We start from the raw sequence: 5,979 nt of genomic DNA on the forward strand, positions 1-5,979 counted from the left end.
TATGAATATGACATTGCACCTGAAACTTATGTCAAGCTGTTGATTTTCCCGGAGGATATACCGAAGCAAAAGAAGAAATCTATCGACCAAATTGATTATATTCCTGACTATGTATTAGAGCAGAATTCCTCAACAAGAAAATTGCAATGACGTTGTGTAAAACTTTCATTAAAGTGTTTCGATATTGACGTCTTTAAACTGAAAAAATATTATTACTGTACCTTTTGTCAAGTGAAGAAAGTAATAAGTTCAAACTATATTTTAATTAACTAAATTTGGAGGTTGTTATGAATTATACTCAATCCGTTCAAGCTTTGTTTAAACCATTTACATTCAAGACTTTGACTTTATCTAATCGTATCGTGATGGCTCCGATGACCCGACAATATTCTCCTGATGGTGTCCCAGGTATGGACGTTGCTGAGTATTACCGTCGTAGAGCTGAAAACGGTGTTGGACTAATAGTAACAGAAGGTACGGTGATCAATCACCCGGATTCATCCAATCAAATGAACGTACCACACTTCTTTGGTGAAGCGGCTTTAAATGGGTGGGCAAAGGTGGTGGCTGCGGTACATGAGGTAGGCGGAAAGATCATACCGCAGATTTGGCATATAGGAGCCAGAGGCAATGTAGGCGAATATTCGGAATCGGAAATAAGTGAAATTGTTGACGCCTTCGCACAAGCAGCATTTGAAGCCAAACAGCTAGGCTTCGACGGCATTGAGCTGCATGGTGCGCATGGATATTTAATAGACCAATTCTTCTGGGAGAAAACCAATTCACGTACCGATCGCTACGGTGGCGACATGGTTAGGCGCACCCGCTTTGCAGTGGAAGTAATTGAAGCTTGCCGACGCGCAGTTGGAACGGAATTCCCGCTTGTGCTTCGTTTCTCGCAATGGAAGGGGAGTGACTATACGGCGAAATTGGCTAAAACACCTTCTGAGTTGGAGCAATTCTTGGCGCCATTAGTTGATGCAGGTGTTGATATATTCCACTGTTCTACTCGCCGTTTCTGGGAGCCAGAATTTGAAGACTCTCCTTTGAATCTTGCTGGATGGACGAAAAAGCTGACGGGGAAACCGACCATTACGGTTGGATCCGTTGGTTTAGATGGTGAGTTTTTGAGTTCATTGACTGAAGGAAAAGGTGCCGGCAATGCCAAGATCGACGGTTTGATTGATAGGCTTGAACGTGGAGAATTTGAATTGGTAGCCGTAGGTCGTGCACTATTAGTTGACCCTTCTTGGGCACGTAAGATCCGTGATGGTCGCACAGATGAATTGATCCCCTTTACGTCTGAAGCCTTAAAAACACTTTATTGAGTTGCGTGATCTTATATTGGAGGAACCATAAAGGTTCCTTCTTTTTTTTGTTTTTACGGAAGTAACGGGTGTCTATAGTTGAATAAAACGATAATAACGAGATGACCACATATAATACATGTATAATATGTGGTCATCTTTGATGTTATTGAATTTTTTTAAAATTAGGTCTTGATAACAATTATTGAAGGGGTTTTTGAATACTATTTTTTCTCTTTAATAACCAATAAAACGCCAATGAGAATTAAGATGGAGCCAATCCAAAACGTTACGCCTATGTTCTCTTCTAGAATAAGCCATCCAAGTAATGTACCAACCACGGGTTGAAAGAAGAAAAACAGCCCCCCATTGGAGGCGTTAAGCATTTGTAATCCACGATTCCAAAGTAGAAATCCACCTGCCGTTGAAACAATGCCCAAATACAAGACTCCTCCCCAAATAGTCGGGTTAGTCAGTTGAGATATGTTAATTGCATGTAATCGTGGCAAGACAAAAGGGGTCAACACAATTAGGGCTACCAAGATGGAATAGGTCGTTACCACAATTTGTGAATAATCACTCGGCACACGCTTTACAAGCACAGACATTAATGCCCATGTTAATGCAGCTATGAGAAGCCAAATACCATCAAGTTTACTGGCAAAATTCACATGACCAACTCCAACAATGAGAAAAACCCCAATTGTTGCTAAACAAACAGAGAGTCCCTTTTTTAAAGTTAACCGTTCTTTAAGAAGTAGGCGAGCAAAAATCACCACAAATGCTGGTGTTGAGGAAGTTATAATGGCTCCCATTTGTGCTGAAGACAGCATTGTACCTGTTTCCTGAGCAACAATCGAAATGGTATTACCAATGACCCCAATAGCTATGATTATTAAGAAATCACGTTTATAAATTCGCCAATTTTGACGTGTTAACAACCAAGGTTTACTGGTTATTTGGTTGCTTCAAAGACTTGATTTTTTGGTTACATCCTTTTTTCATAAGTAGACTTTTCATATCTATCTCGGCAGTTAATACACCTAACAAAACCAAGAATGCGCCTAAATATCCTTTTGTTGTAAGTATTTCACCTGCGAAAGCAAACGCAAAACATGCTGCAAAAACGGGTTCTAATGAAAATAGAAGACCTGTATGAGTTGGAGTCGTAGATTTTTGAGCTACAGTTTGTACGACGAAGCCAATGGCACTACAAAGTACACCTAATCCCAAAACGGAAAGCCAAGTCTCCGTTGTACTAGGAAGTTGTGGTGTTTCAAAAAGTATGGAGAATAATAATCCCCATGCTCCAGTAAATCCAAGTTGTACAACTCCAAGGGTAATGGAATCTACATCCTTCGTTAGTTTTCCCGTAACAATAATGTGTAAGGCATAAAACAGTGCCCCTAAGATGCAAAAGAAGTCCCCTGAACTGATTTTTAATTGATGATTTAAAGTTAAGAAGCTGATACCTGTAAAGGCTAATAATACTCCAAACAAAATTCTTTTATCAGGCATCTTTCTTAAAAAAATGGCTAATAACAGTGGGACAAATATGACCGTAAGACTGACCAAAAATCCAGCATTTGAGGCGGTCGTAGATTTTAGTCCAAAAGTAATCGAGGCAAATACCAAGAACAAAATCGAACCTAATAAAAATGCATATTTGATGGTATTAGAATCCGCATGAATAAGGCGTTGATGAAATACAATGCCAGCTAGAATAAAAGCCATTCCAAAACGTAATGCGATGAGGTTAAATTCCTGTATACCAGCGAGGCTCATTTTCATGAACAAATAAGACGACCCCAAAAAAATGGTCACGATTAACAACATGAGATTAGCTTTAAATTGAGTATTCATAGCTACTCCCTTCTCCCTATATTAACTAACCCAAGAAGAGATCATTCCATTCTTGAGTTCATATCGTATTGCTTACTTCGAAGTATACGTGCTAACTTTAGATAAGAAAAATGAATGTTATTCATGCTTGAACTGAAAAATATTCATGTAAAAGAGGGATGAAGATGTCACTTGCCAAATTTGAAATTTTTAATACCGTTGTAGAATTAGGGAGCCTGACCGAAGCGTCGGTGAAACTAGGCTTAACACAATCTGCTGTAAGTCATGCCCTAGCTAGTCTTGAATCAGAATGGGGATTTTCTATTCTTAGTAGAGGACGTACAGGTATCCATTTGACCAGTAACGGAGAACTTGTATTACAATACATCCGTGAAATTTTAAAATGGAACGAGCAAATGATGCAACAAATTGCAAGTATCAATGGGCTAGAAGTAGGAACTGTACGTATTGGCACCTTTTCAAGCGTATCCATTCAATGGCTGCCTGAAATCCTAGGTTATTTTAACGAATGCCACCCTTCCATAGAAATTAAACTGCTAGAAGGGACTTACGAGGATATTGAACACTGGATATCAAGTGGTGCTGTTGATTTTGGTTTCCTATCATTACCCACTTTGAAGTCATTTGAGGTTATTCCACTAAAAAAAGATAGAATGCTAATTATCGTTCCTGACAAACACCCTCTCGCCAGGCAAAATGAGGTTAGTTTTGAACAAATCAAAGATGAGATGTTTATTATGCCAAAGAAAAGCTGCGATAACGATATAAGACGAATATTGAAAGAAAACAATGTTACCCCCAATATCAAATTTGAATTGGAAGATGACCAAGCTATTATCTCCATGGTTCAACATGGAATGGGTATAAGTATCTTTCCTGAAATGGTTTTGTATCGTGTCCCGAATAGCGTTCACATTATTAGCCTAGAAGGAGATCATTATCGCTCTATTGGTATTGCAGCTACATCCTTTAAAAACATTTCTCAAGCAGCGAGAAAGTTTGTTAAATATATTCAGTCCTATCTAAACGAACCTATACGAGACAACAGAAATTACGAACAATAATGATGAACGAGGATTGATTGTTTTGTAACTCTGGCTGTATCTAGCGGTCTTTTGATTAGTCTTGTTCCCTTTGCTAGGCTCCCCAGCGATGGTTGCCTTCAAATTGTCGGGTCTCTTACTTCCCGTTGATTCCGATCTGGAATATAGCTGACTTTGAGAAGTGTTATCACTTTCGATAATAAACACAATGACAATATAGAGAAGGAATAAGTGGAAATCATTGATACCTTTATATAGCCGGAATAAACCTAACGTGACCAAAGCTGGTTGAACAAAAAGGAAAAGAAAAGGATCTCTTTACCATATAACGCTCGCAAGAAAAAAAGACGTTCAAGTTTGAGTGAACATCTTTTTTTCTTGCCAAAGATAGAAACAAGGTATACAATCAACGATTTAAATCTTTTCTATACGTATCTAGTTAAATCAAGTAAATTACCAAGTTTTATATCAAGTTCAATGGGGTAGGACCGATTAAAACCGTTGTCCGGTGTAAATGATAATTCACCAAAGAGAATCCGATCATTCGCATAATACATATCGACGCGAACAAATGCAAAATCACGCGAAAGCTGACCGGCTATTGAGATTAGTTCATCGAAACGTTTCGGCTTCTTCACAGTTTTGGGAAAACTCTTGTTGACAAATGGATTCAATCGGATTCTATTCCAATAAAGATCATACAGGTCTGTATATTTATCATCTATTAGATCTACCATGATGTACTTTGGTTTCCCATGGAAACAAAAAACCCTGTAATTTTTTAATCCACCCCATGAATCTTGGAGCAGTTTTTCAATTACAATATGTCCTTTTATGGGTTTATATTGCCGCTCTCCATTACGTGTATAATAACTTGACTTGATCCATTTTGCCATCTTCTGTTTTGCGGCTTTCCAGTCGATCTGTGATTTGTCTTTGACTAGGATGTTCCAACGGGAACCGTGTGTTGCTTTCATGGCAAACGAATTGGGGAGCACATCTAAATCAATATCGTCAGCATTCTTATAAAAGCCAACAAGAGGGATGAGGTATTCTTCCCCGATCCTTTTCTTTATGAATCGACGCACCTTATATTTGTCAACATATTTCGAAAATCTCTCAAGTTCCCCGTAAAGTTTAATCCATTGAATTTTCTCAGCAAATGTTTTGGGATGATCCAAGTCAAGTTCATACCCATAATAGCGCTTAAAACGTAATTTTAAGTAATCTTTAAAGTAAGAGGGATCATTTTTCATATAGCTTGACACCACCCTACTACATTTGGATTTTCCGAACTATTATGAATGCTTATTAGTGTTGGTAAATTATCACATCTATTTTTCCGCATCTTAGAGGATATTACAAATCTGTCTAAAATACTTTTCACTATATCATTGCCAGTAACCGTTGAGGTATTGGTGATGGTAACCGCAAGAGTCAGTGCAATGGAAATTTCAACAAAAGCAGTGTTACAGCTGACTAAAGTACCGAGGGTGCATGTTATGAAACCGCTGTAAGAAGGACCATTATTGGTAACCACTACGGTATAGGTCAGCAGATCTCCTAAAAATACTCTATGGGGGGAGCCGGTCTTAGTTACTGAAAGATCAGCGGAAAGTTTTTTTCCTTTCCCAAAAATATTACCTATTTCTATTGAACTATATATAGTATGAATAGAGAACATATGCGAACATGGTGTTTAACACATTTAAAGAATCACTAAGAGTACATTTACAATCTTCATAAACCAGTTTTTGTTGCTCAAC

5 protein-coding genes and 1 pseudogene are annotated in these 5,979 nt (G+C 38.1%); 2 read left to right on the top strand and 4 right to left on the bottom strand.

What is annotated here, in order from left to right; genetic code table 11:
- Positions 1 to 287: 287 nt before the first annotated feature.
- Positions 288 to 1,328, top strand: a complete 1,041-nt coding sequence (locus ACGLXV_RS09565) for an NADH:flavin oxidoreductase (protein WP_391558412.1) — start codon at positions 288 to 290, stop codon at positions 1,326 to 1,328.
- A gap of 203 nt (positions 1,329 to 1,531) precedes the next feature.
- On the opposite strand, the pseudogene ACGLXV_RS09570 reads toward ACGLXV_RS09565, so the two are convergent.
- Together ACGLXV_RS09570 and ACGLXV_RS09575 are read right to left on the bottom strand one after the other, a co-directional pair.
- Positions 1,532 to 2,245: pseudogene (locus tag ACGLXV_RS09570) on the bottom strand (DMT family transporter); the annotation flags it as partial.
- Positions 2,246 to 2,255: 10 nt separating this feature from the next.
- The gene (locus tag ACGLXV_RS09575) at positions 2,256 to 3,170 is read right to left on the bottom strand and encodes a DMT family transporter (RefSeq protein WP_391558413.1); all 915 of its coding nucleotides are present in this window, start codon (positions 3,168 to 3,170) and stop codon (positions 2,256 to 2,258) included.
- A gap of 164 nt (positions 3,171 to 3,334) precedes the next feature.
- Between ACGLXV_RS09575 and ACGLXV_RS09580 the strand changes: the two genes are divergently transcribed.
- On the top strand, positions 3,335 to 4,234 hold the full coding sequence (locus tag ACGLXV_RS09580; protein ID WP_391558414.1) for a LysR family transcriptional regulator: 900 nt from the start codon (positions 3,335 to 3,337) through the stop codon (positions 4,232 to 4,234).
- A gap of 404 nt (positions 4,235 to 4,638) precedes the next feature.
- Here ACGLXV_RS09580 and ACGLXV_RS09585 read toward each other — a convergent pair whose 3' ends face one another.
- Positions 4,639 to 5,469 carry an ATP-grasp fold amidoligase family protein gene (locus tag ACGLXV_RS09585; RefSeq protein ID WP_391558415.1) on the bottom strand — a complete coding sequence of 277 codons (831 nt, stop codon included), beginning with the start codon at positions 5,467 to 5,469 and terminating at the stop codon, positions 4,639 to 4,641.
- Positions 5,466 to 5,897 (bottom strand): hypothetical protein, encoded by a 432-nt coding sequence (locus ACGLXV_RS09590; RefSeq protein WP_391558416.1) that lies wholly within the window; start codon positions 5,895 to 5,897, stop codon positions 5,466 to 5,468. Before ACGLXV_RS09590 ends, ACGLXV_RS09585 begins: the two co-directional genes overlap by 4 nt.
- Positions 5,898 to 5,979 lie beyond the last annotated feature (82 nt).

The organism is Robertmurraya sp. (genome assembly GCF_036676585.1).
In the GTDB taxonomy this organism is placed as follows: Bacteria; Bacillota; Bacilli; order Bacillales; family Cytobacillaceae; genus Robertmurraya_A.

Excerpts from the sequence above, each read along its gene's own strand:
- ACGLXV_RS09585 (WP_391558415.1), bottom strand. The coding sequence starts at position 5,469 with ATGAAAAATGATCCCTCTTACTTTAAAGATTACTTAAAATTACGTTTT.
- ACGLXV_RS09575 (WP_391558413.1), bottom strand. The coding sequence starts at position 3,170 with ATGAATACTCAATTTAAAGCTAATCTCATGTTGTTAATCGTGACCATT.
- ACGLXV_RS09590 (WP_391558416.1), bottom strand. The coding sequence starts at position 5,897 with ATGTTCTCTATTCATACTATATATAGTTCAATAGAAATAGGTAATATT.
- ACGLXV_RS09565 (WP_391558412.1), top strand. The coding sequence starts at position 288 with ATGAATTATACTCAATCCGTTCAAGCTTTGTTTAAACCATTTACATTC.
- ACGLXV_RS09580 (WP_391558414.1), top strand. The coding sequence starts at position 3,335 with ATGTCACTTGCCAAATTTGAAATTTTTAATACCGTTGTAGAATTAGGG.